General features: G+C 71.0%; 24 protein-coding genes. 10 read left to right on the forward strand and 14 right to left on the reverse strand.

Features of this window, described 5'->3' with window-relative positions:
- Positions 1 to 19: 19 nt before the first annotated feature.
- From GY170_RS09105 to GY170_RS09115, 3 genes are all read right to left on the reverse strand, one after another.
- Positions 20 to 1,105 carry an ABC transporter ATP-binding protein gene (locus GY170_RS09105; protein WP_235937822.1) on the reverse strand — a complete coding sequence of 362 codons (1,086 nt, stop codon included), beginning with the start codon at positions 1,103 to 1,105 and terminating at the stop codon, positions 20 to 22.
- 77 nt (positions 1,106 to 1,182) lie between these two features.
- Complete coding sequence (locus tag GY170_RS09110; protein WP_163892452.1) at positions 1,183 to 1,758, reverse strand: histidine phosphatase family protein; 576 nt, start codon at positions 1,756 to 1,758, stop codon at positions 1,183 to 1,185.
- Entirely contained in the window at positions 1,755 to 2,534 is a 780-nt protein-coding gene (locus GY170_RS09115; protein WP_163892456.1) for an SDR family oxidoreductase, read from the reverse strand. The genes GY170_RS09110 and GY170_RS09115 overlap by 4 nt, the downstream gene beginning before the upstream one ends.
- Positions 2,535 to 2,652: 118 nt before the next feature.
- Between GY170_RS09115 and GY170_RS09120 the strand changes: the two genes are divergently transcribed.
- Positions 2,653 to 3,639: a Hint domain-containing protein gene (locus tag GY170_RS09120; protein WP_163892459.1), complete on the forward strand. Its 987-nt coding sequence runs from the start codon at positions 2,653 to 2,655 to the stop codon at positions 3,637 to 3,639.
- Between the two features lie 27 nt (positions 3,640 to 3,666).
- Here GY170_RS09120 and GY170_RS09125 read toward each other — a convergent pair whose 3' ends face one another.
- The 3 genes from GY170_RS09125 to GY170_RS09135 all read right to left on the reverse strand — a co-directional run bounded on the left by GY170_RS09125 (position 3,667) and on the right by GY170_RS09135 (position 5,741).
- Positions 3,667 to 4,245 (reverse strand): transferrin-binding protein-like solute binding protein, encoded by a 579-nt coding sequence (locus tag GY170_RS09125; protein ID WP_163892462.1) that lies wholly within the window; start codon positions 4,243 to 4,245, stop codon positions 3,667 to 3,669.
- Positions 4,246 to 4,302: 57 nt separating this feature from the next.
- Complete coding sequence (locus GY170_RS09130; protein ID WP_163892465.1) at positions 4,303 to 4,905, reverse strand: hypothetical protein; 603 nt, start codon at positions 4,903 to 4,905, stop codon at positions 4,303 to 4,305.
- Positions 4,906 to 5,123: 218 nt separating this feature from the next.
- A complete protein-coding gene (locus GY170_RS09135; protein ID WP_163892468.1) occupies positions 5,124 to 5,741 on the reverse strand; it encodes a hypothetical protein in 618 nt (205 codons plus the stop codon).
- 158 nt (positions 5,742 to 5,899) lie between these two features.
- Between GY170_RS09135 and GY170_RS09140 the strand changes: the two genes are divergently transcribed.
- The 3 genes from GY170_RS09140 to GY170_RS09150 all read left to right on the forward strand — a co-directional run bounded on the left by GY170_RS09140 (position 5,900) and on the right by GY170_RS09150 (position 12,658).
- Positions 5,900 to 7,498, forward strand: a complete 1,599-nt coding sequence (locus tag GY170_RS09140) for a peptide chain release factor 3 (RefSeq protein ID WP_163892471.1) — start codon at positions 5,900 to 5,902, stop codon at positions 7,496 to 7,498.
- A 227-nt stretch (positions 7,499 to 7,725) separates the two neighbouring features.
- Entirely contained in the window at positions 7,726 to 8,355 is a 630-nt protein-coding gene (locus tag GY170_RS09145; protein ID WP_163892474.1) for a hypothetical protein, read from the forward strand.
- Between the two features lie 706 nt (positions 8,356 to 9,061).
- Positions 9,062 to 12,658 (forward strand): hydantoinase B/oxoprolinase family protein, encoded by a 3,597-nt coding sequence (locus GY170_RS09150; RefSeq protein ID WP_163892477.1) that lies wholly within the window; start codon positions 9,062 to 9,064, stop codon positions 12,656 to 12,658.
- Between the two features lie 387 nt (positions 12,659 to 13,045).
- Here the strand turns inward: GY170_RS09150 and modC are convergent, their stop codons facing one another.
- From modC to GY170_RS09170, 4 genes are all read right to left on the reverse strand, one after another.
- Positions 13,046 to 14,137, reverse strand: a complete 1,092-nt coding sequence (modC, locus tag GY170_RS09155; protein ID WP_163892480.1) for a molybdenum ABC transporter ATP-binding protein — start codon at positions 14,135 to 14,137, stop codon at positions 13,046 to 13,048.
- 100 nt (positions 14,138 to 14,237) lie between these two features.
- On the reverse strand, positions 14,238 to 14,927 hold the full coding sequence (gene modB / locus GY170_RS09160) for a molybdate ABC transporter permease subunit (RefSeq protein ID WP_163892483.1): 690 nt from the start codon (positions 14,925 to 14,927) through the stop codon (positions 14,238 to 14,240).
- Positions 14,924 to 15,661, reverse strand: a complete 738-nt coding sequence (gene modA / locus GY170_RS09165; protein WP_163892486.1) for a molybdate ABC transporter substrate-binding protein — start codon at positions 15,659 to 15,661, stop codon at positions 14,924 to 14,926. The genes modB and modA overlap by 4 nt, the downstream gene beginning before the upstream one ends.
- A 123-nt stretch (positions 15,662 to 15,784) precedes the next feature.
- Complete coding sequence (locus GY170_RS09170; protein WP_163892489.1) at positions 15,785 to 16,858, reverse strand: PA0069 family radical SAM protein; 1,074 nt, start codon at positions 16,856 to 16,858, stop codon at positions 15,785 to 15,787.
- Between the two features lie 175 nt (positions 16,859 to 17,033).
- Between GY170_RS09170 and GY170_RS09175 the strand changes: the two genes are divergently transcribed.
- The 4 genes from GY170_RS09175 to GY170_RS09190 all read left to right on the forward strand — a co-directional run bounded on the left by GY170_RS09175 (position 17,034) and on the right by GY170_RS09190 (position 21,183).
- Positions 17,034 to 17,744 (forward strand): corrinoid protein, encoded by a 711-nt coding sequence (locus GY170_RS09175; RefSeq protein ID WP_163892492.1) that lies wholly within the window; start codon positions 17,034 to 17,036, stop codon positions 17,742 to 17,744.
- An 82-nt stretch (positions 17,745 to 17,826) separates the two neighbouring features.
- Positions 17,827 to 18,822 (forward strand): alpha/beta hydrolase, encoded by a 996-nt coding sequence (locus tag GY170_RS09180; protein ID WP_163892495.1) that lies wholly within the window; start codon positions 17,827 to 17,829, stop codon positions 18,820 to 18,822.
- A gap of 154 nt (positions 18,823 to 18,976) precedes the next feature.
- A complete protein-coding gene (locus tag GY170_RS09185) occupies positions 18,977 to 20,545 on the forward strand; it encodes a hypothetical protein (RefSeq protein WP_163892498.1) in 1,569 nt (522 codons plus the stop codon).
- A complete protein-coding gene (locus tag GY170_RS09190; RefSeq protein WP_163892501.1) occupies positions 20,542 to 21,183 on the forward strand; it encodes a DUF1638 domain-containing protein in 642 nt (213 codons plus the stop codon). Before GY170_RS09185 ends, GY170_RS09190 begins: the two co-directional genes overlap by 4 nt.
- On the opposite strand, the gene GY170_RS09195 is transcribed toward GY170_RS09190, so the two are convergent.
- Positions 21,155 to 21,577, reverse strand: coding sequence for a SufE family protein (locus GY170_RS09195; protein WP_163892504.1), 423 nt, complete (start codon positions 21,575 to 21,577; stop codon positions 21,155 to 21,157). The genes GY170_RS09190 and GY170_RS09195 overlap by 29 nt on opposite strands.
- Positions 21,578 to 21,703: 126 nt before the next feature.
- Between GY170_RS09195 and GY170_RS09200 the strand changes: the two genes are divergently transcribed.
- The gene (locus tag GY170_RS09200; RefSeq protein WP_163892507.1) at positions 21,704 to 22,180 is read left to right on the forward strand and encodes a hypothetical protein; all 477 of its coding nucleotides are present in this window, start codon (positions 21,704 to 21,706) and stop codon (positions 22,178 to 22,180) included.
- 429 nt (positions 22,181 to 22,609) lie between these two features.
- Complete coding sequence (locus GY170_RS09205) at positions 22,610 to 23,278, forward strand: invasion associated locus B family protein (RefSeq protein ID WP_167803307.1); 669 nt, start codon at positions 22,610 to 22,612, stop codon at positions 23,276 to 23,278.
- A 133-nt stretch (positions 23,279 to 23,411) separates the two neighbouring features.
- Here the strand turns inward: GY170_RS09205 and GY170_RS09210 are convergent, their stop codons facing one another.
- From GY170_RS09210 to GY170_RS09220, 3 genes are all read right to left on the reverse strand, one after another.
- Positions 23,412 to 24,629 (reverse strand): beta-ketoacyl-[acyl-carrier-protein] synthase family protein, encoded by a 1,218-nt coding sequence (locus tag GY170_RS09210; RefSeq protein WP_163892510.1) that lies wholly within the window; start codon positions 24,627 to 24,629, stop codon positions 23,412 to 23,414.
- A complete protein-coding gene (locus GY170_RS09215; protein WP_163893802.1) occupies positions 24,626 to 24,889 on the reverse strand; it encodes an acyl carrier protein in 264 nt (87 codons plus the stop codon). Before GY170_RS09215 ends, GY170_RS09210 begins: the two co-directional genes overlap by 4 nt.
- Positions 24,890 to 24,984: 95 nt before the next feature.
- On the reverse strand, positions 24,985 to 26,052 hold the full coding sequence (locus GY170_RS09220) for a UDP-3-O-(3-hydroxymyristoyl)glucosamine N-acyltransferase (protein ID WP_163892513.1): 1,068 nt from the start codon (positions 26,050 to 26,052) through the stop codon (positions 24,985 to 24,987).
- Positions 26,053 to 26,058: the final 6 nt, after the last annotated feature.

Genomic DNA, 26,058 nt, shown 5'->3' on the forward strand with positions numbered 1-26,058 from the left:
GGCGCTCTCCCCCGCGCCCTCAGGTCGCCGGGAAGACGAAGCAGCGGTCGCGGCGGATCATCAGCCAGAGCGGCGTGCCGCGCCGGGGGAGGAAGACCGCCGGCACCGCGGCCTTGAGCAGCGAGCCGTCGAACTCCATGCGGAACTCCACGAGGCTCTCCGCTCCGAGATAGCGGGCCCGCTCGACGATGGCGCGCGCCGGCGTCCCCTCCGAGGCGGTGGGGTTGGGGCCGCGCCCCTGCCGGTCGAAATCGATGCGCAGGTGATGGGGGCGGATGACGATCTCCACCTCCTGCCCGTCCGGCACGCCGGGGGCGAGGAACTGGCCGAAGGCATTCTCCGTCAGCGCCCCCTGCACACGCCCCCGGATGACGTTGATGTCGGAGAAAAAGGCCGCCGCCTCCCTGTCCGCCGGGGCGTTGTAGATGTTGTAGGGCGAGCCCGCCTGCACGATCCGCCCGGCCCGCATCAGCGCGATCTCGTCGGCCATGCGCATCGCCTCCTCCGGCTCGTGGGTGACGAGGAGGACGGCGGTGTTCTCCGCCTTCAGGAGCTCCAGCGTCTCGTCGCGGATGCCGTCGCGCAGGCGGTTGTCGAGGCCGGAGAAGGGCTCGTCCATCAGCATGATGCGGGGGCTGGGCGCCAGCGCCCGGGCCAGCGCCACGCGCTGCTGCTCGCCGCCGGAAAGCTCGTGCGGATAGCTGCGCTCCCGGCCCGCCATGCCCACCCGCTCCAGAAGCGCGCCGACCCGAGCCGCCACCTCGGCCCGGGCCATGCCGCGCAGGCCGAAGGCGACGTTGCCGGCGATGTCGAGATGCGGAAAGAGCGCGAAATCCTGGAACATCAGGCCGATGCCCCGCCCCTCCGGCGGCACCATGGCCCCCGGCCCGGCGAGGAGAGCGCCGTCGGCGAAGATCTCCCCGGCGTCCTGCCTGTCCACCCCGGCGACCATCCGCAGCGTCGTCGACTTGCCGCAGCCGGAGGGGCCGAGGAGGCAGGTGACCTGCCCGGGCAGGATGGCGAGGGAGACGTCATCCACCACCCGCCGGCCGCCGAACGCCCGCGTCAGGTGGCGGATCTCCAGCCGTGGCGTGGGTGTCGGCACGTCATTCCTGAGTATTTCGATAATGGTTGGCCCCGGATAGCAGCGGCCCCCGGGGCCGGCAAGGCTCAGGCCAAGGCTCAGGCGTGTTCGCCGAGCGCCTCGAACGGGCGCCACGGGTGCCGGGCAGCCCATGCGCCGCCCTCCCATGCCGCCTCCCAGACATGGCCGCCGCCCCGCTGATCCTCCGCGCGGGCGATGGGCCGGCCGGCGAGCGCGCACCAGAGCAGCGTGCCGACGCCGCCATGGCCGACGAGCAGCGTATCCCGCCCCTCGCCCGCCAGCCTTTCTGCCAGCGCCAGCATCCTCCCTTGCGCATCCACCGCCCGCTCCCAGCCGCCGGCGGAGCGCTCCGGCTCTCCGAAGAGCGCATCGGCATGCGCCTCGTGCTCTGCGTGCGGCAGGTAGCCGGTGGCGGAGCGGTCGATCTCCCCGCTCGTCTCCGCGACCTCCACCGGGCCGCCGGCGGCGAGCAGCCCGGCCGTCTCCCGCGCTTTGCGCTCGGGGCTGGAGACGAAGCGCCAGCCGTCGCCGGGCCAGCCGCGGGCGGCCAGAGCCTGCGTCCGCGCGCGGCCGACCTCGCTCAGCTGCCAGTCCGGCACCGGCACCCCGGGGTCGATGACGACCTCGGGGTGGGAGACGTAGATCAGCCTCACAGCGTGGCGTTGATGGCGCCGCCGTCGAGCAGGATGTTCTGCCCGACGATGAACCCGGCATGCTCCGAACAGAGGAAGGCGCACATGGCGCCGAACTCTTCCGGCGTGCCGTAGCGGCGGGCGGGGATGGTCGCCTCGCGCTGGCGCTTGGCCTCCTCCAGCGAGATGCCCTGCGACTGGCTGACGCCGGTATCGAGGCTCACCGCCCGGTCCGTCGCGTGAATGCCGGGGAGCATGTTGTTGATCGTCACGCCCTTGGGCGCCACCTGCCGCGAGGTGCCGGCGACGTAGCCCGTCAGCCCGGCGCGGGCGGAGTTGGAGAGGCCGAGCGCCGCGATGGGCGCCTTCACCGACTGCGAGGTGATGTTGACGACGCGCCCCCAGCCCTTCTCGGTCATCTGCGGCAGGAGCGCCTTCATCAGCGCGATGGGCGCCAGCATGTTGGCATCGAGCGCGCGGATGAAATCCTCACGGTCCCAGTCCTCCCAGGAGCCGGGGGGCGGGCCACCGGCATTGGTCACCAGGATGTCGACGTCGCCGGCGACCTCGAGGAGCTCGGCGCGCCCCGCCTCGGTCGCCACGTCGGCGGCCACCGTCACAACGGCGACGCCATGCGCCTTGCGGATCGCCTCGGCCGTCTCCTCCAGCGCGTCGGCGCCGCGGGCGTTCATGACGAGGTCGACGCCGGCGGCGGCCAGCGCCTCGGCGCAGCCCCGGCCCAGCCCCTTCGACGAGGCGCAGACCAGCGCCCGTTTGCCCTTGATCCCGAGGTCCATCGTGGGTCTCCTTCCTTGATGCTGCGCCTTCGTGGCACGTCTTCGTGGCACGGGTCGGCCGGCGCGGCAAGTTGACCGTCCCGCTGCCCCTGCCTAGAACCTGCCGCGGAGGACCCCGATGCAGGAAACGCTCCCCGTCTACCGGGCGGACGACTTCACCGTCATTCATGGCGTCGCCGAGGGGGAGCCCGTCTCCTTCGCCGACGAACTCATCATCGACGACAGCTACGCGCTCGCCCGCGCCGCGTCCCGCGCCGAGCTGCGGCTGGAGCGGCAGGAGAGCGCCTTCCGCGTCCTGCCCGGCAGCGCCGTGGGCGAGGCGGGGCGGATCGTGCATCTCGACAGCTGCCTCACGCTCATGGGCTCCGGCGGCGACACGCTGGAGGCGCTGATCCTCGTGGAGGTGGAGGATGGCGCGGCGGAGGCGATCTACCTCCTCCCGCTCGCGCCGCTGGCGGCGGAGGCGGAGTACCGGCTCGTCGGCATCGACCGCCACGCCGCCACCCGCCGCTTCGCCGAGGTGGCCTGCGTCGCCTTCGCGCGCGGCACGCGGATGACGATGGCCACCGGCGAGCAGCGCCCCATCGAGACGCTGCGCCCCGGCGACCGGCTGCTGACGCGCGACGATGGCGCCCGGCCGCTCCTCTGGATGGGCCAGCGCACGCTGCGCGCGCAGGGGGATTTCGCGCCGGTGCTGATCCGCAAGGGGGCGCTGAACAACGAGAACGATCTCGTGCTGGCGCCCGACAACCGCGTCTTCGTCTGGCAGCGGCAGGATGCCATCGGCGCCGGCCGCTCCGAGCTGCTGGTGAAGGCCCGCCACCTCGTCAACGGAGAGACCGTTGTGCGGGTGGAGGGCGGCTTCGTCGATTACTTCCAGCTGCTCTTCGAGCAGCACCAGATCATCTTTGCCGAAGGCATCGCCGCGGAATCGCTGCTGGTCGATCCGCGCACCCGCGAGGCTTTGCCCGACGAGGTGCGCGAGGGGCTGATGCAGGGCGCGCCCGGGCACGGGGCGCGGGCGCATCTGAGCTACGATGTGGCGGAGAGCCTTCTCTCCAGCCCCGACGCGGTGGAGCTTCTGCGCCGCGCCGCGGTGGGCTAGCGCGGGCCGCCGGCCCGCGCCCCTCGCCTAGTCCGTCACGACGACGCGCAGCTCGCCGCTCGTCGGGTCGCCATCCACCATGACCGTGAGCGGCCCGCCATTGGCGGTGCCGGCGACGGCATCGATGCCGATCACCGGATTGCCCTGGAAGACGCCGGTGACGGTGCCGTCGATGACCAGCGTGTCGTCATTGCCCGTCAGCGTGCCGTCGGCATCGAACACCACGCCGGAGCCGAGGATGCTGCCCTCGGTATAGAGGATCTGCCCGTCGTAATCGTCGTAGCCGCCCTCGGAATCGCGCCCGAGGAAGTTCGACGCGCTGCCGGAGATGGTGCTGTCGGCGAAATTGGCCGTCAGCGCCGTCTCGCCGAGCAGGTAGCTCTCTTCCGGCGCGGTATCGATGTTGAGCGCCGTCCAGCCGGTATAGGTGGCCGAGCCGGAGGTGGGCATGGCCGAGGGGGGCGTCTCGCCGGTGTTCTCCACCAGATCGCGCATGGCCTCGGCATCTTCGAGATCTTCGGCATATTGCGTGGCGACGCTTATCTGCCCGCTGCAGCCTGCGAGCATGAAGAGGGCCGCGGCCCCGCCAATCAGAAATCTGTTCATCGTTAAATCCCTTTCGCCTCCCGGCCGGCCAACATGGCCGGCCTTCTCGTCAAAAGATCACTCGGTGCCCTGGGCGATGAAATTGCCGTCGAGCGTGTAGAAGCCGGAGGATTGCGACAGCGTCGCCGCCACATCTCCCGACACGGCGCCGAGATCGTCGCCGAGGAAATCGCCGTTGATCGTGCCGGCCACGGAGGTATCGCCGAGATCCTCGCTCGTCAGCGTGCCGGTCAGCGTGCCGCCGAAGGACTCGTTCTGCCCCGTCTCGGCCGTCCGGTCGATGAAGGTGCCGGAGATGGCCAGCTCGCCGCCGAGGCCGTAACCGGCGCTGTCGACGATATCGGTCACTTCGCCGGTCACCGCATTGGTATTGGTGGAGAAATCCACATCCAGCGTCAGATCGCCCGCCAGCGTCGTCAGGTAGCTGTCACCGGAGGAGATGTCTCCGTAGAGCACCCCCTCGTAGGTGCCGCCGCCCGCGTAGGGCAGGCTTCCCGGATCGGTCGCCGGCGTCTCGCGCCAGTCGTCCATCAGGGCCACGGCCTGAGCCTCGTAGGCGGTGTAGCTCGGCGGTGGCGGATCGCCGCCCCCGGAGTCCGAGCTGCAGGCGGCCAGCGCGGCCAATGCCGCCAGCGCGCCCAGTCCTGTCATGCGCGTCATCATCACTCTCCCTGGCCATTCTTGGCCACTGCTCGTTGTTGGGCGGATGCCCGGAGATTCGGATGCGGTCACGATTGCGCCACGGGACGCGTTATTCAATGACAATGACGTGTGGAGGATGTGTGCGGGGGGCTTTTCCGCCGATGCTCACCCGCTCACTGAAGAGCCGCGGCGCGATGGCCGCGGCTCCCCTGTTTTAAGTCCCTTTTGCGCCCGCCTTAATCCAGCGCGCCGATGAAGTCGCCTTCCGTGATCTCGTAGGCGAATTCGTCATCCGAGAACGTGCCGTAGACCACGCCGCCGACGTATTTGTGGTCGTCGAAGAAATCGCCGTACATGGCCGCCTCCACGACATAGGTCTCGTCTCTGCCGGAAAGCGTGCCGTCCAGGTCGGCGCTGTAAGGGTATTCTTCCAGGAGGTCGACGTCCCGATCGATGACACCATTCGTGATGGCGAGGGTCCCCTCGATATCGAAGACTTCATCCCCCGACTGACCGACCATCGAGCTGACATCGCCGGAAATGGAATTGTCGGCAAATCCCACCTGCATCGACAGATCGCCCCGGACATCCACGGTGTCCTCCACCGTCAGCTCCATAAAGCCGGAGTAATCGGCCGACCCGGAGGCGGGCAGTGTCGTCGGATCCTGGTAGGGAAACTCGTCAATGGCGTCCTCGAGAACGTCCTCGAGCTCGATGTAATAGGCATTGGTGCCCGGGGCGGCCGAGATCCCCGCCTCGATATCGTCAAATAGGGTCGGGTCCGACGACCCGCTGCTGCAGGCGGCGAGCGAGCAGGCGGCGAGGCCGGCCAGGATCGGTACAATTTGTTTCATGGTCACTCCCTGAAAATAGAATCGCATTCGTGCGGGTAGAATAGGGAAACCCCGCATCGGTGCGACGAAAATTCTGCCGGCGCCGCGCCGGGCGCGACCCCGCCCGCGCCATTCCAGCGCAATTGCCCTCCCCCGCGCGACCGGCTAGAGCCTCGCCCATGTCTAACCGCCCTGCCCTGCCGCCCGAAATCGCCCGCCGCCGGACCTTCGCGATCATCTCGCACCCGGACGCCGGCAAGACGACACTGACCGAGAAGTTCCTGCTCTTCGGCGGGGCCATCCAGATGGCCGGGCAGGTGCGCGCCAAGGGCGAGGCGCGGCGCACCCGGTCGGACTTCATGTCGATGGAGAAGGAGCGCGGCATCTCCGTCTCCGCCTCGGCCATGTCGTTCGATTACCGCGACTTCCGCTACAACCTCGTCGACACGCCCGGCCACTCCGACTTCTCGGAGGATACCTACCGCACGCTCACCGCGGTGGACGCCGCGGTCATGGTCATCGACGGCGCCAAGGGCGTCGAATCCCAGACGCGCAAGCTCTTCGAGGTCTGCCGCCTGCGCGACCTGCCGATCCTGACCTTCTGCAACAAGATGGACCGCGAGAGCCGCGACACCTTCGAGATCGTCGACGAGATCCAGGAGAACCTGGCCATCGACGTGACCCCCGCGAGCTGGCCCATCGGCGTCGGGCGCGATTTCATCGGCTGCTACGATCTCCTTCGCGACCGGCTGGAGCTGATGGACCGGGCGGACCGCAATCGCCGCGCCGCCTCCATCGAGATCAACGGGCTGGACGACCCGGAGATCGAGAAGCACGTCCCCGCGCACCTCCTTGAGAAGCTCCGCGAGGAGGTCGAGATGGCGCGCGAGCTGCTGCCGCCGCTCGACATCACGGCCGTCCTGCAGGGCACCATGACCCCCATCTGGTTCGGCAGCGCCATCAACTCCTTCGGCGTCAAGGAGCTGATGGACGGCATCGGCAATTACGGGCCGGAGCCGCAGCCGACCCCCGCCACGCCGCGCCAGATCGCGCCGGAGGAGAGCAAGGTCGCCGGCTTCGTCTTCAAGGTGCAGGCCAACATGGACCCCAAGCACCGCGACCGCGTCGCCTTCGTCCGCCTCGCCTCGGGCCATTTCGAGCGGGGGATGAAGCTGCTCCACGTGCGCTCCAAGAAGCCCATGGCCGTCTCCAACCCCGTCCTCTTCCTCGCCGCCGACCGCGAGCTGGCCGAAGAGGCCTGGGCCGGCGACATCATCGGCATCCCCAACCACGGGCAGCTGCGCATCGGCGACACCCTGACCGAGGGAGAGGCTTTGCGCGTCACCGGCATCCCCTCCTTCGCGCCCGAGCTGCTGCAGAACGTGCGCGCGGGCGATCCGATGAAGGCCAAGCACCTGGAAAAGGCGCTCATGCAATTCGCCGAGGAAGGCGCCGCGAAGGTCTTCAAGCCGCAGATCGGCTCGGGCTTCATCGTCGGCGTCGTCGGGCAGCTGCAGTTCGAGGTGCTCGGCCGGCGGATCGAGGATGAATACGGGTTGCCCGTGCGCTTCGAGAGCTCGCAGTTCATCTCCGCCCGCTGGGTCTCCGGCCCCAAGGACAAGGTGGAGCGCTTCGCGGAGGCCAACAAGCAGCACATGGCGCGCGACAATGACGGCGACCTCGTCTACCTCACCCGCCTGCAATGGGACATCGACCGCGTCGAGCGCGACTATCCCGACATCACGCTGACGGCGACCAAGGAGATGATGGTCGCCTGACGGCGGTTGCCGCCCCGCCTGCAGGATTCCGGCAGGAGCAGGGCCGCGACGGGCGAGATCGCGGCGGCGGCGTGGCGATTGTCTCGCTTTGCGCCGCGAAAATGCCTTTTGACACCAGAGCCTTAGCCGGGGCACATCTGCCGGGCGACCACCCGGTCGCGCCCGGCCGCCCGGGCAGCATTTAGCAGCGCCCCGAGACGGCGCTGCCCCAAAAGGTTCAGACCCAAGTGCCTATCCTCACCGCCCGACTTGCCCTTGTCCCCGCCGCTCTCGCCCTGCTCGGCGCCTGCTCCTCCTCCTCCAGCGATCCGCTGCCGCCGGCCGCGCCCGACACACCGCCTGCGCCTGTGACACCCGTCGAGAGCAGCATCGACCTCGGCCCCCGCCCGAGCCTGATGTCGCTGAAGCAGGAGGCGGCCGAGCTCGACCGCCGCGTGTCGCTCGCCGATCCGACGACCACCCTTCCCGACAGCGGCACCGCCCGCTACGACGGCGCCATGACGATCGGCGACGGCGACGGCCTCGCGCTCATCGGCAACCTCGCGCTCGTTGCGGATCTGGAAGCCTCTGAGCTCTCCGGTGTGGCCGGGCAGTTCTACACCGAGGACGGTGGCCAGCTGGCCGGCCGCCTCGACATCGCCCCCACCGACATCAGCCTCGACGCGCGGCGCGGCTATTTCGACACGGGCATGACGGGCGACCTTTCGCTGGACGACACGGTCTACGGCATCGACGCCACGCTCTACGGCGAGTTCTACACCTACGGCCAGGATCACATCGCCGCCGGAGACCTCGCGGGCAACCTCACGACAGGCGGCGCCGCCACCCCGATCACCGGCAGCTTCTGGGCCCACTGAAAAGCGTCTGCGGCGGCGGCGCCCTCCGGGGTCGGCCGCCGCATCACCACCAGCGAGGCCCCAGCGCCTCGCCCACCGGCTCTTCCGTAGGGCGGCGTTTCACCCCGCTACCCCGCCAACCGTAGGTTGCGTTTCCAACCCACCGCCAGCCTGCCCGCCAACCGTAGGGTGGGTTTCCAACCCACCGCCCCCGGCTCACCCATAGGGCGGGGTTCACCCCGCCGCCCCGGGCCGCCACCTGACCGTAGGGTGGGTCTCCAACCCACCTCCCCGCGGACCATCGTAGGGTGGTTTTACAACCCACCGCCCCCTTCACCAAAGGAGCCCCCTCACAGGCGAAGGGCGAGCGCCGGCCCGTCGGGTGGCGCCGCGACATCGCCGCTGCTCGATTTATTCCCGCCACGTCCCTCCCCGCTCACCGCGAAGCACAAAGCCAGCCACAGCGCCAGCCCGCCGGTACGCCGGCGCTCCCCCTGCGCCTTCGGCGCGCGCCGGGCGGGGACATCGCTCTCTCTGCGCTCCGACACCTCCCCCGACCGTCCCGAGCCGCAGCCCTCCACCTGTGCACGCCCCGTGCACGCCCGGTGCATCCCCTGTGCCACCCTGCCTTGGGACCACCAGAGACAACTCGCACGGCGCGGTGCAAACTCTTGACCTTCCCCCGCCCCTCCCCCACCCCTTGCTCCCGCAAGCAGGGGAGTTCGGCATGGCGTGGGATTTCTGGGTGGACAGGGGCGGCACCTTCACGGACGTGATCGGCCGCGCGCCGGACGGCCAGCTCCACCCGCTCAAGCTCCTCTCCGAGAACCCCGAGGCCTATGAGGACGCCGCCGTCGAGGGCATCCGCCGCCTCCTCGGCCTCTCCTCCGGCGAGCCCCTGCCGCCCGGCAGCGTCGGCCGCATCCGCATGGGCACCACCGTCGCCACCAACGCCCTGCTGGAGCGCAAGGGCGCCCGTGTCCTGCTGCTGGTGACGAAGGGCTTCCGCGATGCCCTCCGCCTCGGCTACCAGGCGCGGCCGGAGATCTTCGCCAAGGAGATCCGCCTGCCGGAGATGCTCTACGACCGCGTGGCGGAGGTGGACGAGCGCCTCATGGCCGACGGCACCGTGATCGAAGAGCTCGACCCCGCCTCCGCCCGCGCCGCGATGGACGAGGCGCGCGCCGCCGGCATCACCTCGGTCGCCATCGCGCTCATGCATGGCTGGCAGAACCCGGACCATGAGATTGCCCTCGCCGAGATGGCGCGGGAGGCCGGCTTCACCCAGATCTCCGTCAGCCACGAGGTCTCGCCGCTCATCAAGTTCGTCGGCCGGGGCGATACGACGGTGGCGGATGCCTACCTGTCGCCGATCCTCTCGGCTTACGTCGCCCGCGTGGCGAAAGCGCTCGGGACGCAGGGGGACGACGGGCCGCGGCTCGAGTTCATGATGTCTTCCGGGGGCTTGACGGCCGCCGACCGCTTCCGCGGCAAAGATGCCATCCTTTCCGGCCCCGCCGGCGGCGTGGTGGGCATGGCGCTCTCCGCCAAGGCCGCGGGCTTCGACAGGGTCATCGGTTTCGACATGGGCGGCACCTCGACCGACGTCGCCCATTCGGCGGGCGAGTACGAGCGCGCCTTCGACACCGAGGTCGCCGGCGTGCGCATCCGCGCCCCGATGATGCGCATCCACACGGTCGCGGCGGGCGGCGGCTCGATCCTGCATGCCGAGCCCGGGCGCTTCCGCGTCGGGCCGGACTCAGCGGGCGCCGACCCCGGCCCCGCCTGCTACCGCCGCGGCGGGCCGCTGACGGTCACCGATGCAAACCTCATGCTCGGGCGGCTCCGCCCCGAGCTCTTCCCCGCCATCTTCGGCCCCGGGCAGGACCAGCCGCTCGATGCCGAGACGGTTGAGGCCGCCTTCGCCGAGATCGCCAAGTCCGAGGGCAAGGCCCCCGAGGAGGTCGCCGAGGGGTTCCTGCGCATCGCCGTCGCCAACATGGCCAACGCGATCAAGAAGATCTCCGTCCAGCGCGGCTATGACGTCACGCGCTACCTGCTCAATTCCTTCGGCGGCGCCGGCGGGCAACACGCCTGCGCCGTGGCCGATGCGCTGGGGATGGAGGCGGTGCTGGTGCACCCGCTCTCGGGCCTGCTCTCCGCCTACGGCATCGGCCTCTCCGGCATCTCCGCCACCCGCCAGCAAGGGCTGCTGAAGCCGCTGGCCGAGGCGGAGCTGGGCGCGCTGACCGCGCTGGAGGCCGAGCTGGCCGAGGCCGTCGAGGGCGAGATCACCGCCCAGACCGACGCGCCTCAGACCCGCGCCACCCGGCTGCACCTGCGCTACGAGGGCACCGACACGGCGCTGCCGGTGACCTGGGCGGGCGAGATCGCCGCCGCCAAGGAGGCGTTCGAGGCCGCCCACAAGGCCCAGTTCGGCTTCATCACCCCCGCCCGGCCTCTGATCGTGGAAGCGGTGGAGGTGGAAGGCTGGGAAGTGCCCGAGGACGCCGCCCCCGCCCGCGAAGAGCCCTTCGAGCCGCACGAGCCCGAGGCCCCCCGCCACGCCCGGCTCTACGCCGGCGGCTGGCACGAGGCGGGCGTGTGGACCCGCGAGGAGCTGACCACCGGCGCCCGGCTGAACGGCCCGGCGCTGATCATCGAGCCCAACCAGACGATCCTCGTCGAGCCGGGCTGGCAGGCGGAGCTGACGAAGGGCGACGAGATCCTGATGCGCCGGGTGCAGGCAGCCTCCCGCGAGGAGGTACATGGCGCGGCCGAGGCCGACCCGATCCTGCTGGAGGTGTTCAACAACCTCTTCATGAACATCGCCGAACAGATGGGGCTGGCGCTGCAGATGACCGCACAGTCGGTCAACATCAAGGAACGGCTCGATTTCTCCTGCGCCGTCTTCGACAAGACCGGCGCGCTGGTCGCCAACGCCCCGCACATGCCGGTGCACCTCGGGAGCATGGACCGCTCCGTGGAGGCGATCATCCGCCAGAACGATGTGGTGCGCCCGGGCGACGCCTGGGCCCTCAACGCGCCCTATAACGGTGGCACCCACCTGCCCGACATCACCGTCGTCTCGCCGGTCTTCGACGATGCCGGGACGGAGCTGCTCTTCTGGGTCGCCTCCCGCGGCCACCATGCCGATGTCGGCGGCACCGCCCCCGGCTCGATGACGCCGCTCGCCACGAATGTGGATGAGGAAGGCGTGCTCATCGACAACTTCCAGATGGTTGCCGCCGGCGAATTCCGGGAGGAGGCGCTGCAGACCCTCCTGACCGACCACCCCTATCCCTGCCGCAACCCGGCCCAGAACATCGCCGATCTCAAGGCCCAGCTCGCCGCCAACGAGCGCGGCGCGGCCGAGCTGCGGCGGATTACCGAGGAGTTCGGGCTGGCGGTCGTGCAGGCCTACATGGGCCATGTGCAGGACAATGCCGCCGAAGAGGTCGCCCGGCTGATCGCGAAGCTCGATGATTGTTCGGCGGAATACGAGACCGACAGCGGCCAGGTCATCCGCGTGACCATCACGGTCGACCGCGAGGCGCGGCGGGCGACGGTCGATTTCACCGGCACGTCCGACGCGCGGGAAAATAACTTCAACGCGCCGGAGCCGGTCGCCCGCGCGGCGGTGCTCTACGCCTTCCGCGTCATGGTCGAGGCGCCGATCCCGATGAATGCCGGCTGCCTGCGGCCCATCGAAATCGTGATCCCGGAGGGGTCGATGCTCCGCCCCGCCTATCCGCGCGCGGTGGTGGCGGGGAACGTCGAGACCTCGCAGCACGTGACCAACGCGCTCTTCCAGGCGCTGGGGGCGCTGGCGAATGCGCAGGGGACGATGAACAACACGACCTTCGGCAATGAGACCTACCAGTATTACGAGACCATCTGCTCCGGCTCCCCCGCCGGGCGGCTGAACGACGGGACGGGCTTTGCCGGAACCGCCGGGGTGCATACCCACATGACCAACTCGCGGCTGACGGACCCGGAGGTGCTGGAATCGCGCTACCCGGTGCTGCTGGAGGAGTTCTCGCTGCGCGAGGGCTCCGGTGGAGGGGGGGCGTTCCGCGGCGGGGATGGAACACGGCGGGTGCTGCGGTTCCTCGAGGAGATGGACCTCGCGGTGCTGACGTCGCACCGCCACCGCCCGCCGGAGGGGATCGGCGGGGGCTCTGCCGGGCAGGTCGGGAAGACGGAGGTGCGCCGCGCGGATGGGGCCGTCGAGGAGCTGGCGAACTGCGCGCAGACGCGGCTGGCGCCGGGCGATGCGGTGATCATGACGACGCCAACGCCGGGAGGATACGGCGAAGCGTGACGCTCGTAGGGTGGGTTTTCAACCCACCTTCCCCCGGGCTGGCGGGTCCCAGATCCGCCCTATGGCCGAGCCGCCGGTCTCCTAAAGAGGGCACCTGTGCGGCGTTGCCCCTGCCCCCGCGCCAACGCCGCCGCTGGGTCCCCCCGCGCGGAATCAAGCCGCAGGCGCCGCGCGAGCGCCGGCCCGTCCCGGCGGGCTGGCGCTCTGGCTGCCGCTAGCGCTGAGCGGGCCGCGGGGAGGGGCTTGGCAGGCATAAAGCACTCCCGCGGCAACGTTGGAGCGCCATCCCACGGGCCGGCGTCAGAGGGCAGCTCGCAGTCGGCGGTCTCCCTATTCGAAGATCGAAGCCGGCTGGCAACCGGGCCGGCCAGCGGCAGCACCGCGTCCCTACCCCCCGCCCAGGTCCGCCGGGCCGATGGCGACGGACTTGACGATCGCCGTCACCTCCAGCCCCTCCGCCAGCCCCATCGCCTCGGCCGAGCGGGCCGTCACGCGGGCGAGCAGCGCGTCGGGGCCGCAGGTCAGGCCCACCATGACGCCCGGCCCCTTGCCGCGGTGCAGGCTCGCCACCCGGCAGCGCAGCATGTTGAGCGCCGATAGGCCGCGCGGCGGCTCCAGCGCCAGGATGACGTCCGAAGCGGCGATGCGCACCGGGATGCGCGCCCCCTCCCCCGCCGTGACCCCCGGCAGGTGCAGCGTGCCTCCCGGCAGGTGCACCTCCGTCAGGCCGTCCTCTGCCGTCGCGCCGACGGTTCCCGTCAGCACCGCGCCGGCCTCTCGCGGGCCGAGGAGCTCGGCTGCCTCCGGGTCTGCCAGCATCTCCGCCGCCGGGCCGGCGCGGAGGACGTGGCCGTCGCCGAGGACGACGATGCGGGCGGCAAGGCGGGCGACCTCCGGCAGGGCGTGGGAGACGAAGAGGATCGGCAGGCCCGCATGGTCACGCAGGCGCTCAAGGTAGGGGAGGATCTCCTCCCGCCGGGCGGCATCGAGCGAGGCGAAGGGCTCGTCGAGCATCAAAAGGCGCGGCTCGGTGAGCAGGGCCCGCCCGATGGCGACCCGGGCCGCCTCGCCCCCCGAGAGGCCCGAGGGGCGGCGGGAGAGGAGCGCGCCGATGCCCAGCATCTCCACGATCTCCGCCTCGCGCGCCGGGGCGGCGGGCAGGCCGAGGGCGCGGCGGCCGTAGCGCAGGTTGCGGGCCACGGAGAGGTGCGGGAAGAGCCGCGGCTCCTGAAAGACGAGGCCGAAGCGGCGGCGGTGCGGTGGCAGGTCGATGCCGGCGGCGCTGTCGAAGACGGGGGCGCCGTCCACTGTGATGCGCCCCTCGTCCGGGCGGATCAGCCCGGCGACGGCGCGCAGGATGGAGCTCTTGCCGGCGCCCGAGCGGCCGAAGAGCGCGGTGACGCCGGGCGGCGCGTCGAAGGCGACCTCCAGCGCGAAGGCCGGCGAGAGGCGGTGGCGGAGCGCGACGGAGAGGGTCATGCGCTGGCGGGCCGGGCGGAGGGGGGCGCTACCCCCCGCCTGCGGCCCCCCCGGAGTATTTGCAAAAGGGCGAGAGGGGGCGTCGCGGGACCGGGCAGGCTCATGCGCCGACCCGGCGGGCCATGCGGGCGGCGAGCCACTCGGAGAGGAGCAGCGCCGCCAGCGAGAGTGCAATGGAGACGAGGGTCAGGCGGATGGCGGCGGTCTCGCCGCCCGGCGCCTGCAGGAAGGCGTGAATGGCGGAGGCGATGGTGCGCGTCTCGCCGGGAATGTTGGCGACGAAGGTGATCGTGGCACCGAACTCGCCGAGCGCCTTGGCGAAGGCGAGGACGAGGCCGGCGAGCAGGCCGGGGGCGATGAGCGGCAGCGTCACCGTCGCGAAGGTGCGGGCCCGCGAGGCGCCAAGCGTGCCGGCCGCCTCCTCCAGCCGGCGGTCCACCGCCTCCAGCGACAGGCGGATGGCGCGGACCATGAGGGGAAAGCCCATGACCGCCGCCGCCAGCACGGCGCCCGTCCAGCGGAAGGCGAGCGGCAGGCCGAGCGCGTCGAGGAGGCGGCCGGCCGGCGCCTCGGGGCCGAAGGCGAGGAGCAGCAGGTAGCCGGTGACGACAGGCGGCAGCACCAGCGGCAGGTGGACGAGCGCCGAGAAGAGGCCGCGGCCGGGGAAGCGCCCGCGCGCCAGCGCCCACGCCGCGGCGAGGCCGAAGGGCAACGACAGGAGCGCGGCGCAGATTGCGACGCGGAACGAGAGCGCCACCGCCTGCCATTCCTCCGGGCCGAGCCAGCTCACGGCGCTGGCCCCGGCGGACCGGTGAAGCCGGCCTCGGCGAAGAGCGCCTGGGCGGGTGCCGTCTGTAGGAAGGCGAGGAAGTCCTCCGCAGGGCCAACCGTGAGGGCGGCGCCGGGGTAGATGATGGGGGCGTGGCTCTCCTCCGGGAAGGTGGCGGCGACGGTGACGCGCGGCTCGGCGGCGGCGTCGGTCGCGTAGACGATGCCGAAGGGCGCGGCGCCGAGGGCGACGAGGTCGAGCGCGGCGCGCACGTTGTCCGTCTCGGCGACGTGGGGGGCGACGGCCTCCCAGAGTCCGAGGGCGGTGAGCGCCTCGCGGCCGTAGATGCCGGCGGGAACGGCCTCGGTGAGGGCCATGGCGAGGCGGTCGTCGCTGAGGGCCTGAGGCAGCTCGGCCAGCGGCAGGGGCGACGACGCGCGGGAGACCAGGACGAGGGCATTGCCCCAGAGGTCCACCCGGCTGGCGGGGACGAGGCGGCCATCCGCCTCCACCGCGTCCATCCATTCCTCGTTGGCGGAGAGGAAGACGTCCGCGGGGGCGCCGGCCATGATCTGCCGGGCGAGGACGGAGGAGCCGGCGTAGGAGAGCGCCGTCTGGTGCCCGCTCTCCTCCGACCAGAGCTCCGCCGCCGCGTCCAGCGGGCCGGCGAGGGAGGCGGCGGCGAAGATGGTGAGGCGCTCGCCGAGGGCCGGCAGGGGCAGCAGCGCGAGCAGGAGGGCGAGCGGGCGGATCATGGGCGATCCTTTCCAGAGCCGGGGCGGCAAGGCAAGCGCGGGGGCCCGGGCGTGGAGGGGGGCTCTGCCCCCCGCCTGCGGCCCCCCCGCGGTATTTGAGGCCAGATGAAAGCGGGGATCCCGCTAGAAGAGGGAGAGCTGGTCGCCGGGCTTCGGCGGGCGCGCGAAGAGATCGGTGCGCAAGGGCGGCAGCTTGCGGGAGAGGCCATGCCGCTCCGTTGCAAGGGTAAAGCGGTGGCGCAGGAGGGCGGCCCATGGCCCCTGCCCCGTCATCCGGCGGCCCCATTCGGCCTCGTAATCCTTGCCGCCATGCAGCTCCTGCACGCGGCCCATGACGCGGGCGGCGCGGTCCGGGTAATGCTCCGTCAGCCAGTCGCGGAAGAGCGGAGCCACCTCCAGCGGCAGGCGCAGGACGATGTAGCTGGCGGCGACGGCGCCGGCCTCGGCCCCCGCGGCGATCAGTGCCTCCAGCTCGTGATCCGTCAGCGCCGGGACGACGGGGGCGATCATCAGCCGGACCGGGATGCCGGCGGCCGAGAGGCGGCGGATGGCGGTGAGGCGGCGGGCGGGCGCGGGCACCCGCGGCTCCATCGCGCGGGAGAGGCCGGCATCGAGTGTCGTGATCGAGAGGCCGACGCGGACGAGCCCCTGCTCCGCCAGCGGCGCCAGCAGCTCGATGTCGCGCTCGATGAGGGTGCCCTTGGTGGTGATGGCGACGGGGTTGCGGTAGGCGGCCAGCACCTCCAACACCTCGCGCATCACCCGCCGCTCCTTCTCGATCGGCTGGTAGGGATCGGTGTTGGTGCCGATGGCGATCACCTGCGGGCGGTAACCGGGGGCGGAAAGCTCCCTCTCCAGCAGCTCCGCCGCGCCGGCCTTGGCGACCAGCTTCGTCTCGAAGTCGAGGCCGGGGGAATGGCCCAGCCAGGCGTGCGAGGGGCGGGCGAAGCAGTAGATGCAGCCGTGCTCGCAGCCCCGGTAGGGGTTGATCGACAGATCGAAGGGGATGTCGGGCGAGGCGTTCCTCGCGATGATGCTCCTGGGGCGCTCCACCGCCACCTCGGTGCGCAGGGGCGGCAGATCCTCGGCGATGTCCCAGCCGTCCCAGGCCCGCTCGCGGCGCGCCGCCTCGAAGCGGTTCGCCGGGTTGCCCCGCGCGCCGCGGCCGCGCCGCCGCTCCTGCTCCAAGATATCCATGGCCCGAATATAGAACAAAACGGGAACACATGAAAGAGCCTCATGACGATGCCCCGGCAATTTCCATTGACCCCGCGTCGGTTGCACTGCACCCCAAGTCGTATTTCGGAAAGACCCTCCGGCTATGATGGCTCAGGGAGGGAGAAGCCACTCTTGCCGCGAAAGGGCAGACGCCATGTCCGAGGAAGACGACGAGATCATCCTCTCCGAACTGAGTGACGAAGACCTCGTCAACCAGATGTTCGACGATCTCTACGACGGGCTGAAGGACGAGATCGTCGAGGGCACGAACATCCTGCTGGAGCGGGGCTGGACGCCCTACAAGGTGCTCACCGAAGCGCTGGTCGGCGGCATGAAGATCGTGGGCGAGGATTTCCGCGACGGGATCCTCTTCGTCCCCGAGGTGCTGCTCGCCGCCGGCGCCATGAAGGCCGGCATGGGCGTGCTCAAGCCGCTGCTGGCCGAGACGGGGGCCAAGACCATCGGCAAGATGGTGATCGGCACCGTGAAGGGCGACATCCACGATATCGGCAAGAACCTCGTCGGCATGATGATGGAAGGCGCCGGCTTCGAGATCATCGACATCGGCATCAACAACCCGGTGGAGAAGTATCTGGAGACGCTGGAGCGCGAGCAGGCCGACATCCTCGGGATGTCCGCCCTGCTGACGACGACGATGCCCTACATGAAGGTCGTGATCGACACGATGAAGGAGAAGGGCATCCGCGACGATTACATCGTGCTCGTCGGCGGCGCGCCGCTGAACGAGGAGTTCGGCCGCGCCATCGGGGCGGATGCCTATTGCCGCGACGCCGCCGTGGCGGTCGAGACGGCGAAGGACTTCATCGCCCGCAAGCACAACCAGCGGGTGGGCGGCCAGGCCTGAGCCGCCTCCCGCGCAAGGCCGATTGATCGCCGCTGGCCGACAGGCTACGCCGGTGCGGCACATGCCGCGCCGGAGATCCCCCATGCCCAGCCCCGAAGCCCTCGCCGAGATCGAGGCGATCCGCGCCCGCCCGCGCAAGAGCGCCGACGCGCCCATGGATCTGGCCGCCGACCGCGCCGCCTGGGCGGAGGAAGCGGCGAAGGAGCCGCTGCCCGAGGGCACCGAGATCACCGAGGAGGTGGTCGGCGGCGTCTCCTGCGAGCGGATCGTGGCCCCGCCGGCGGAGGATGTCGCGCGGGAGCGGATCGCGGCCGAAGCGGCGCAGTGGGCCGCCGTCGGAGCCTCCGCCGGGGCCGCGCCCGGGCCGGTGCGCGGGGGGGACGCGGCCGGGCTGCTGCTCTTCCTGCACGGCGGCGGCTATACCAGCGGCGGGCCGGTGACTCATCGCAAGCTGGCGGCGCATCTCTCCGCCCGCACGGGGCTGCCGGTACTGCTGCCCGATTACCGCCTCGCCCCCGAGGCCCCCTTCCCCGCCGCACTGGAGGATGCGCTCGCCGTCACCCGCGCCCTCCTGCAGGACGGGCAGGAGCCGGAGACGCTCGCGCTCGGCGGCGACAGCGCCGGCGGCGGTCTGGCCGCGGCGCTGATGCTCAAGCTCAAGGACGAGGGGCTGCCGCAGCCGGCCTGTGCCGTGCTGCTCTCGCCGTGGACGGACATCCTCGCCCGGGGCGGCAGCTACGAGGCCAACGTGCCGCATGACCCCTCGATGGACGCGGCGCGCCTGCGCGAGGCCGGGCGGCTCTATACCGGCGAGGCCGACCCGCTGGACCCGCTGATCTCGCCGCTGGAGGGGGAGCTGTCGGGACTGCCGCCGCTGCTCATCCATGTCGGCGGCGCGGAGCTGATGCTCGACGATTCCCTCGCCTTCGCGGAGCGCGCGCGGGACGCCGGGGCCGAGGTGGAGCTGACGGTCTGGGACGGCATGTGGCACGTCCACCACCACGCGTTGACGGTGCCGGAGGCGCAGGAGGCGGTGGCGGAAGCGGCGGCCTTCATCCGGGCGAAGCTGCCGGGATAGGAGCGCCTCGCCGCCGCACTTTCGTAGAGAGCAATGGTGGGTTGGATTCCCATCCTACGGGGCGGCGCGCGGCCCCCGAGCAAAGAACTTGTGCCAAGGCTCCCCTAACGTCATGCTCCCAGCCCAGAGCGGCCGACGGCGGGGCGGAGGCGCGATGAGCCAGGGGACGAAGTTCGGCGGGCTGACGGAGCTGCGGGCGCATCTGACGCCGCCGCTCCTTGCCGGCCGCTGGCCGACCTACATCCGGGGCTGGCTCGGCTGCTTCGCCATCTCCCTGCTGCCCCTGCTCGTCCCGCTCCTCGTCGCACTCCTCTCGGTCCCCGTCCCCCTCCCGCCGGATTTCACCGCGCCGGAGCCTCCGCCGGCGCTGCAGGCGGCCGAGGCACGGCGGGCGGAGATGCTCACCGACCCCGCCGTCGCCCTCTCCCCCTCCCCCAGCGAGCTGGCGGAGGAGATGGCGGCGCTCGAGGCCATGGCGGCGGAGGTCGGCGCGGCACCCGCGGGCGGCCCCGCCGAGACCGCCGAGGTTCACCGGCGCTACCAGGCGCGCGGGCGGGCGGTGCTGGCGCTCATCGCCTCGATCACCCTCTCGCTCACCATGGCCTGGGCGCAGCGGCGGATGATCGACCGGCATACCCACAGCTTCTGGCCCGGCGACAACCGGGGCCTGCCGGCGAGCGAGGGCGGCGGCAAGACGGACGGGCACCGCCCCGTCTACCTCGCGCCCGAGATCGTCGGCGCCAGCGGCCTGATCGCGGCAATCCTGCTCGGCGCCTACGGCCTCGTCCCGCCCTGGCTGACGGAGCCGACGCCCCTCCTCGGTGAGCGGCTGCTCTGGGTGGTGCTGCTGGCGGCGGCCATCGCGGCCTTCCTGCTCGTGAGCACCATCACCGCCCTCGGCGCCCGCATCTTCGCCGGCAATTACCCGGATGTCCGCCGCATCGAGCATATCGGCAGGAAGATCCTGCGGGGCCACCAGATCCTCATGGCGGAGCGGATCGGCACGCCCGCCGCCAAGCTGGGTCGGCTGCGGGATGCCGAGTACGAGCATGGGCCCTGGGTCCCCTCCCGCATCGCCGACCACGCGAAGGAGCTCTGGCAGGCGTCGCGGCTGGAGCTACCGGACCTGCCCGTCAATCGCCGGATGGCGCCGCAGCACCTCAAGGCCGTGCTCGACGCGCTGATGGTGGCGCTACTGGTGCCGCTCCTCGCCGCGCTGATCGCTGCGGCGCTCTGGCTCGACCTCGCGCTCGCCGCGACGCCGGCGGGGGAGGAGCTGCGCGCCGCCCTCGCAGCGACGGGGGACATGCTGATGGTCGCCGCCGGCGTCGGCTCTTCGGCCATGCTGGCGCTCATCTACCTGCCCGCCGCCACCCGCCTCGCCCCCTATATCTCCGCCGCCGAGGATCAGCGCGCCGCCCCTGCCCCGCCCGCCAACTGGCGCTTCGGCGCCATTGAGCCCGCCGTCACCGACGCGCAGGGCCGCCGGGCCGAGCTGGCGATGTGGGAGCCGGAGCCGGAGGAGGAGGAGAACGACTTCCCCCGCGAGATGATCTTGCAGCTCGGCTGCACGCGGGCCAAGTTCGTCACCATCATGCAGGCGGCGCACTACGGCGCTGGGCTGCACGAGATGCTCGAGAAATTGGGCAAGGCGCGCCTCAGGGAGGTGGTCGGCCTGCTCGCCCCCACCGCAACCGGATTGCTGCTGGCCCTGATCGGATGACCCTCACCGACCGCGCATTGACGGAGACCGGCCTCGCCCCGGCCGGGGACGGGCGCCTGCTCGTGATCGCCTGCGGGGCGCTGGCGCGCGAGATCCTCGCCCTCAAGGAGAGTGGCGGCTGGGACCATATGGACCTCGCCTGCCTGCCCGCCATCCTCCACAACCGGCCGGATCGCATCCCCCCCGCCGTCGAAGCTGCGGTGGTGGAGAACCGGGGGGCCTACGAGAGCATCTTCGTCGCCTACGCCGATTGCGGCACCGGCGGGCAGCTCGCCGAGGTCTGCGCCCGGCTGGGGGTGGAGATGCTGGAAGGCCCGCATTGCTACGCCTTCTACGAGGGCAACGCCGCCTTCGCCGCCCGCGACGAGATCGACGCCTTCTACCTCACCGACTTCCTCGCCCGGCAGTTCGAGGCCTTCGTCATCAAGCCGCTCGGCCTCGACCGGCACCCGGAGCTGAAGGAGATGTACTTCGGCAATTACCGCAGCCTCGTCTATCAGGCGCAGACGGACGATCCTGCGCTGACGGAGAAGGCGCGCGCGGCGGCCGAGTACCTGGGGCTGGAGTTCGAGCGCCGCCCGACGGGCTACGGGGAGCTGTCGCGCGATCTCAAGCGGATTGCTGCGAGAAGGCCCTGATCCGACCCAGCATCGCCTGCAGGCCGTTGGAGCGCTGGGAAGAAAGGTTATCCTCCAGCTTCAGGCGCGCCAGCTCGGCCTTGGCATCCACCTTGGCCACCTCGCCGAGCGTCAGCCCGGAATAGAGCGCGTGCAGGATGGCGATGAGCCCCTTGACGATCATCGCGTCGCTGTCGCCCTTGAAGTCGAAGCGCGCCGCCGGCCCCTCGCCCTCGATCTCCGGCACCATCCAGACCTGGCTGGCGCAGCCCTCGACCTTGGTCGAGGGAATCTTCAAGCTCTCGTCCAAGGGCTCCATGGCCTTGCCCATCTCGATGACATGGCGGTAGCGATCCTCCCAGTCGTCGAGGAAGTCGAATGTCTCTGCGATCTCTTCGAATGCGTCGGTGGCCATGGCTCTCTCCTTGAGGCCCCGAGCTAATGCCGCAGGGCCGCGCCGTCCAGTGCACGCTTTTCAAGGGCCGGCGATTGCGCTACCCGAAAGACAAGAGGCCGACGGGCCGCCCGGAGGAGAAAACCCATGCGCCGCACCCTCTTGCGAGCTGTCCTGCTGACATCATCCGTCGCGCTGGCCGGCTGCGCCCAACTGAGCAACTCGCGCCTCAACCCGCTCAACTGGATCGCCGCCCAGCCGGCCGCGGCCCCGACCGGGCCGCTGGTGGAGCCGGGGGACCTTGCCCCGCCCGTCGACACGCGCCGCCCCATTGCGCAGGTGACTGGCGTCGAGGTGGCGCGCAGCGGCGGCGGCGCCATCGTGCGCGCCACGGGGCTGGCGGCGAGCCAGGGCTGGTACAATGCCCAGCTGGTGCGCATCGGCATCGACGGCACGACGCTGCTCTACGAGTTCCGCGCCGCCGCCCCGCCCGAGGGGGCCGCCACCGGCGCCCCGGCGACGCGCCGGATCACGGCCGCCGACCCGCTGGATTCGGCCGAGCTCGCGGGGATCACCGGCGTTCGCGTGCAGGGCGCGCAGAACGCCCTCTCCGCCGCGCGCTGAGAGCACGCCTGCACATTTTTTCGGCTGCGGTCCGGGCGTCAGGGAAAAGTTTACCTATGCCTGCGATGGTACGTCCAGTTCGGGCGCCATCTCCTCCCCGGTGTCCGTGCTTGACTTCCTCCCTGTCAGACTGGCCGCGCCTTCGGGCGCGGCTTTTTTCCGCCGAGATCGGCGGGTGCGACGAAGTGCCCGCCGCCGGGATATTGCCTGTTGACCTGTTATGAGCCTTCGCCTAGCCTCCCCGTCAATTAGTCGGCCAAGTCCGGCAGGGAGAAAGTGAAAAAGGGGTCGCCGCTCGGCCCCTTTTTCCATCTTTTCAACAGCTTGCCTCCCGCTTCTCTCCCGCCTCGCACCATCGTCAGCCCTTGGCCCCTGACAGGGGCGGAACGCTCTGCTAAAGGGCGGGAAAACGATCAGGGAAGGCAAGAGATGCATCTGACTGCGAAGCACTGGCTGCCGGCCGCGACCATGTCCATGGCGCTCCTCGGCGCCGCCCTGCCCGCCGTGGCTCAGGACGCCACCGGCGGCGCCAGCGGGGACGAGGCCGCCGCGACCGAAGACACGGCTCCGGCCGAGGGCAGCACCACCAACGACACCGCCGAGTTCGATCTGGGCACCCCCGCGACCGAGGAGCCAGGGCCAGGCGACGCCTACGTGCGCGACGAGTTCGACGACTGGCAGCTGCGCTGCCTCGTCGCCGAGGAAGGGCCGGACCCGTGCCAGCTCTATCAGCTTCTGCGCAACGAGGATGACACGCCTGTCGCCGAGTTCACCGCCGTCCCCCTGCCCGAGGGCAGCGAGGCGGCCGCCGGCGCCGTCGTCATCGTGCCGCTGGAGACGCAGCTGACCGAGCGGCTCACCGTCGCCATCGATGGCGGGCAAGCCCGGCAGTACGAGTTCGACTTCTGCAACATGGGCGGCTGCGTCGCCCGCTTCGGCCTGACCACCGACCAGGTCAACGCCTTCAAGGCCGGCAGCGCCGCCACGGTCTCCATCGTGCCCGCCGCCGCGCCCGACCAGCGCGTGAACCTCAACCTGTCGCTCGCCGGCTTCACCGCCGCGTTCGACTATTCCGAGGAAGACCTCGCGGACCAGTAAGCTCCGCCGGATATCCAGGACAAAAGGGGGCGTGCGGGGCGATCCGCGCGCCCCTTTTTTTGCGGCCGCCCCCGGAGAGCCGCCGATGTCCGCGCGGAAATCGTGACGGAAGTCGCGCGAAGTCCGTCCGCCCTCAGGCCGCCTTCAGCGCCAGTACCGCGTTGAGGCCCCCGAAGGCGAAGGCGTTCGAAAGCACCGCCCCGACCCTGGCCTGCCGCGCCTCGTTCGGCACCACGTCGAGCGCGCAGTCCGGGTCTGGCTCCTCGTAGCCGATGGTGGGGGCGATGACGCCGTCCCGCAGCGCCATCAGGCAGGCCAGAAGCTCCACCGCCCCCGTGCCGCCGATCAGGTGGCCGTGCATCGCCTTGGTGGAGGAGATCATCAGCCGCTCGGCATGGGCGCCGAAGGCCTCGGAGACCGCCCGGCACTCCGTCCTGTCATTGGCCGCCGTGCCGGTGCCATGGGCATTGATGTAACCGATCGCCTCACCCGGCAGGCCGGCGTCGCAGAGCGCGCCGGTGATCGCCCGCTCCGCCCCTTCTGCGGAGGGGGTGACGATGTCGCCTGCGTCGGAAGACATGGCGAAGCCCGCCACCTCGGCGAGGATCTCCGCCCCCCGGGCGCGCGCGTGCTCCCACTCCTCGAGGACGAAGACCGCCGCGCCCTCGCCCTGCACCATGCCGGTGCGGCCGAGGCTGAAGGGGCGGCAGGCGTCCTTCGACATGACGCGCAGGCCCTCCCACGCCTTGATGCCGCCGAAGCAGAGCATGCTCTCCGAGCCGCCCGTCAGCATCACCGGCGCCGCGCCGGAGCGCACCATCTGGAAGGCGAGCCCCATCGCGTGGTTGGAGGAGGCGCAGGCCGTGGAGACGGTGAAGCTCGGCCCCATCAGACCGTACTCCATGCTCACATGGCTGGTGGCTGCGTTGTTCATCAGCTTGGGCACGATGAAGGGGTGCACGCGGTTCTTCCCCTCCTCGTAGACCGCGCGAAAATTCTCGTCCTGCGTGCGCAGCCCGCCGCCGGATGTGCCGAGGATGACGCCGGAGCGCAGCCCCAGCTCACCGGAGAAGTCGAGCCCCGCCTGCCCCGTCGCCTCACGCGCCGCGAGCAGGGCGAACTGCGTGAAGCGGTCGTAGAGGCTGAGCTGCTGGCGGGTGAAATGCGCTTCCTCGTCATAGCCCTGCACCTGCCCGCCGATCTGGATCGACAGGCGCTCCACGTCCGGGATGTCGAGCGGGCCGATGCCGCAGCGCCCCTCGGCCATGGCGGCGAGGGTGGAGGGGACGTCGCGGCCGAGGGCGTTGATCGTGCCGGCGCCGGTGATGGCGACGCGATAGCCGCCGCTCATGCCTCGGCTTGCGCCTTCACGAGGTTGTCCACTTCGCGGATGATCGAGCCGACGGTGGAGATGTCGAAGTCGCTGGCGCCGGGATCGTTGGCGTTGAAGGGCACGGTGATGTCGAAGGCCTCCTCGATGGCGAAGATGCTCTCCACCAGGCCGAGGCTGTCGATTCCCAGCTCCTCCAGCGTCTGATCCTCGCGGATATCCCGAGGTTCCAGCACCGCCTGCTCGGCGATGATGGCGATGACCCTGTCATGCACATCCATGGCCGCCACTCCAACTTCCCTGGCGCTCATTTAGTGGCTCGGGGAGCGTTTGAAAACCTGTATTCCGGCAGCCGCGGCGCCCCGTCACCCCCTCGTCAGGAGCCTGTGCCGGACAGCCGCGCGAGGATGCGCGGCAGGCGGCGCAGCGCCTTGTAGCTCTCCACCTGGCGGGCCAGCGGCATGGCGGGGTAGCCCAGCATGACCCGCCCCGCGGGCACGTTGGAGAGGACGATGGAGGCGCCGCCGAGCACCACGTCGGCGCCGATGGTCAGGTTGTCAGCCACTCCGCCCTTGCCGCCGATCACGGTGCGGTCACCGATGGTCGTCGAGCCGGCGATGCCGGTCTGCGCGGCGAAGAGGCAGTGCCGCCCGACGATGACGTTGTGGGCGATGTGGCAAAGGTTGTCGATCTTGGCCCCGTCGCCGATGCGCGTGGCGCGGATGGTGCCGGAATCGACGGCCGTGCCGGCGCCGATATCGACGTCGTCTCCCAGCTCCACCCCGCCGAGGGAGTGGATCTTGTGCCAACTGGGGTCCGCCATCACCGGCGGCTCGCCCTCGCCCATCGTCTCGCGGGAGAGCTCCTGATGCGTCGGCTCGGCGGTGGTGAAGGAGAAGCCGTCGGCACCGATGACGGCGTTGGGGTGCAGGATGCAGCGAGCCCCGAGGCGCACGTTCGGCCCCACACGGACGCCGGGATGGATCACCGTGCCCGCCCCGATCACCGCGCCGGCGGCGATGGTGACATGGGCGCCGATGCGCACTCCCTCGCCGAGCCGCGCGCCGGCGCCGATCACCGAGAAGGGCCCGATGCCGACGCCGGCGCCGAGCTCCACGCCCTCGCCGAGCCGCGCCGTCTCGTCGATGCCCTCGCCCATGCCGTGGCCGGGGTCGAGGACGGCGGAGAGGCTGGCCATGGCGAGCCGCCCGCGCGGGGCGGTGATGGCGCCCTTCAGCCCCATCGCCTGCCAGTCGGCCCCGTCCCAGAGGAGCGCCGCCTCGGCCCGCCCCTTGGGCAGGCTCTCGGCCCATTTCGGGCTGAGAGCGATGGCGAGGTCACGCGGCCCCGCTTCCGCCGGCTCCGCCGCGCGGTCCACACTCAGCGAGCCGTCCCCCTTCACCTCGGTGGAGAGGGCACGGGCGATCTCGGCAAGGGTCGGCATGGGGTG

The organism is Pseudoroseicyclus tamaricis (assembly GCF_012070395.1).
Lineage (GTDB): Bacteria > Pseudomonadota > Alphaproteobacteria > Rhodobacterales > Rhodobacteraceae > Pseudoroseicyclus_A > Pseudoroseicyclus_A tamaricis.

Excerpts from the sequence above, each read along its gene's own strand:
- GY170_RS09120 (WP_163892459.1), top strand. The coding sequence starts at position 2,653 with ATGCAGGAAACGCTCCCCGTCTACCGGGCGGACGACTTCACCGTCATT.
- GY170_RS09170 (WP_163892489.1), bottom strand. The coding sequence starts at position 16,858 with ATGGATATCTTGGAGCAGGAGCGGCGGCGCGGCCGCGGCGCGCGGGGC.
- GY170_RS09125 (WP_163892462.1), bottom strand. The coding sequence starts at position 4,245 with ATGAACAGATTTCTGATTGGCGGGGCCGCGGCCCTCTTCATGCTCGCA.
- GY170_RS09150 (WP_163892477.1), top strand. The coding sequence starts at position 9,062 with ATGGCGTGGGATTTCTGGGTGGACAGGGGCGGCACCTTCACGGACGTG.
- modC (WP_163892480.1), bottom strand. The coding sequence starts at position 14,137 with ATGACCCTCTCCGTCGCGCTCCGCCACCGCCTCTCGCCGGCCTTCGCG.
- modA (WP_163892486.1), bottom strand. The coding sequence starts at position 15,661 with ATGATCCGCCCGCTCGCCCTCCTGCTCGCGCTGCTGCCCCTGCCGGCC.
- GY170_RS09195 (WP_163892504.1), bottom strand. The coding sequence starts at position 21,577 with ATGGCCACCGACGCATTCGAAGAGATCGCAGAGACATTCGACTTCCTC.
- GY170_RS09130 (WP_163892465.1), bottom strand. The coding sequence starts at position 4,905 with ATGACGCGCATGACAGGACTGGGCGCGCTGGCGGCATTGGCCGCGCTG.
- GY170_RS09185 (WP_163892498.1), top strand. The coding sequence starts at position 18,977 with ATGAGCCAGGGGACGAAGTTCGGCGGGCTGACGGAGCTGCGGGCGCAT.
- GY170_RS09215 (WP_163893802.1), bottom strand. The coding sequence starts at position 24,889 with ATGGATGTGCATGACAGGGTCATCGCCATCATCGCCGAGCAGGCGGTG.
- GY170_RS09180 (WP_163892495.1), top strand. The coding sequence starts at position 17,827 with ATGCCCAGCCCCGAAGCCCTCGCCGAGATCGAGGCGATCCGCGCCCGC.
- GY170_RS09200 (WP_163892507.1), top strand. The coding sequence starts at position 21,704 with ATGCGCCGCACCCTCTTGCGAGCTGTCCTGCTGACATCATCCGTCGCG.
- GY170_RS09175 (WP_163892492.1), top strand. The coding sequence starts at position 17,034 with ATGTCCGAGGAAGACGACGAGATCATCCTCTCCGAACTGAGTGACGAA.
- GY170_RS09220 (WP_163892513.1), bottom strand. The coding sequence starts at position 26,052 with ATGCCGACCCTTGCCGAGATCGCCCGTGCCCTCTCCACCGAGGTGAAG.
- GY170_RS09205 (WP_167803307.1), top strand. The coding sequence starts at position 22,610 with ATGCATCTGACTGCGAAGCACTGGCTGCCGGCCGCGACCATGTCCATG.
- GY170_RS09190 (WP_163892501.1), top strand. The coding sequence starts at position 20,542 with ATGACCCTCACCGACCGCGCATTGACGGAGACCGGCCTCGCCCCGGCC.
- GY170_RS09135 (WP_163892468.1), bottom strand. The coding sequence starts at position 5,741 with ATGAAACAAATTGTACCGATCCTGGCCGGCCTCGCCGCCTGCTCGCTC.
- GY170_RS09115 (WP_163892456.1), bottom strand. The coding sequence starts at position 2,534 with ATGGACCTCGGGATCAAGGGCAAACGGGCGCTGGTCTGCGCCTCGTCG.
- GY170_RS09210 (WP_163892510.1), bottom strand. The coding sequence starts at position 24,629 with ATGAGCGGCGGCTATCGCGTCGCCATCACCGGCGCCGGCACGATCAAC.
- GY170_RS09140 (WP_163892471.1), top strand. The coding sequence starts at position 5,900 with ATGTCTAACCGCCCTGCCCTGCCGCCCGAAATCGCCCGCCGCCGGACC.